The following is a 1,054-nucleotide window of genomic DNA, read 5'->3' on the forward strand; positions in this document are numbered from 1 at the left end:
GTGCCGCCACCGAGGAAACGCGCGTCCGGATCGGCACCGAGCAACGCGACCGCACCCGCGACATCGGTGGCCCGCCGATAGCCGAACTCCCTCATGCCGCCACCTCCTTCGCGGCCGCTTGGGGGCCGATGCGCGGGGAGGGAGCTGGTTGCGTGGGCTTTGCGGCGTCGGCCGCGCGGGCCACCGCCTCGGCGATCGAGACGTACGCGCCACAGCGGCACAGGTTGCCGCTCATCCGCTCCCGGATCTCGTCGTCGGTCAGGGGTGGCGGTCCGGCCTCGGGACGGACGTCGTCGGTGACGGCGCTCGGCCAGCCCGCCGCGTGCTCCGCCATCGCGCCGATCGCGGAACATATCTGCCCGGGGGTGCAGTAGCCGCACTGGAAGCCGTCCAGATCGAGGAAGGCCTGCTGCACCGGGTGCAGACGGTCACCGTCGGCGACACCTTCGATGGTGGTGATCTCCCGGCCTTCGGCGGCCACGGCCAGCTGCAGGCAGGCCAGAGCCCGGCGTCCGTCCAGCAGGACGGTGCAGGTTCCGCATTGTCCCTGGTCACAGCCCTTCTTGGTGCCGGTGAGATCGAGGCGCTCGCGCAGTGCGTCGAGCAGGGTGGTGCGGTGGTCGACGGACAGGGTGTGAGCCTCGCCGTTGATCTTCAAGGTGATGGCCCCGGCCGTTGAGGGGACCGCGGGGGAGCTTCCCTCGCAGAGGGACGCGCGGGCAGGGACACGGGTGGTGCGCTTCATGACCGTGTCTCTCGACAGCGCAGGGGAGGTGATGACGCGGACGGGGGCCGAACGGGACGTGGTCATGTCGGCGAAGAGGGCGTGGACGCGGTGGTCGCCGGTCAGCTCCGGGTGGAACGACGTGGCGAGCGCGTTGCCCTGGCGGACGGCGACGATGTGGCCGTCGTGCTCGGCGAGCACCTCGGTTCCGGCGCCCACGGATTCGACCCAGGGGGCGCGGATGAAGACGCCCTCCACGGGATCGCCGTCGACTCCGCGGATGTCGACCGCGGCCTCGAAGGACTCGTTCTGCCGTCCGAAGGCGTTGCG

3 pseudogenes are annotated in these 1,054 nt (G+C 71.3%); all 3 read right to left on the reverse strand.

Features of this window, described 5'->3' with window-relative positions:
* A pseudogene (locus FHS34_RS43980) lies at nucleotides 1-221 on the reverse strand (hypothetical protein); the annotation flags it as partial.
* A pseudogene (locus FHS34_RS41850) lies at nucleotides 164-745 on the reverse strand ((2Fe-2S)-binding protein); the annotation flags it as partial. The pseudogenes FHS34_RS41850 and FHS34_RS43980, both read right to left, overlap by 58 nt.
* 75 nt (nucleotides 746-820) lie before the next feature.
* A pseudogene (gene pdxT, locus FHS34_RS41855) lies at nucleotides 821-1,054 on the reverse strand (pyridoxal 5'-phosphate synthase glutaminase subunit PdxT); the annotation flags it as partial.

It is taken from the genome of Streptomyces echinatus, from assembly GCF_014203595.1.
Classification (GTDB): domain Bacteria; phylum Actinomycetota; class Actinomycetes; order Streptomycetales; family Streptomycetaceae; genus Streptomyces; species Streptomyces echinatus.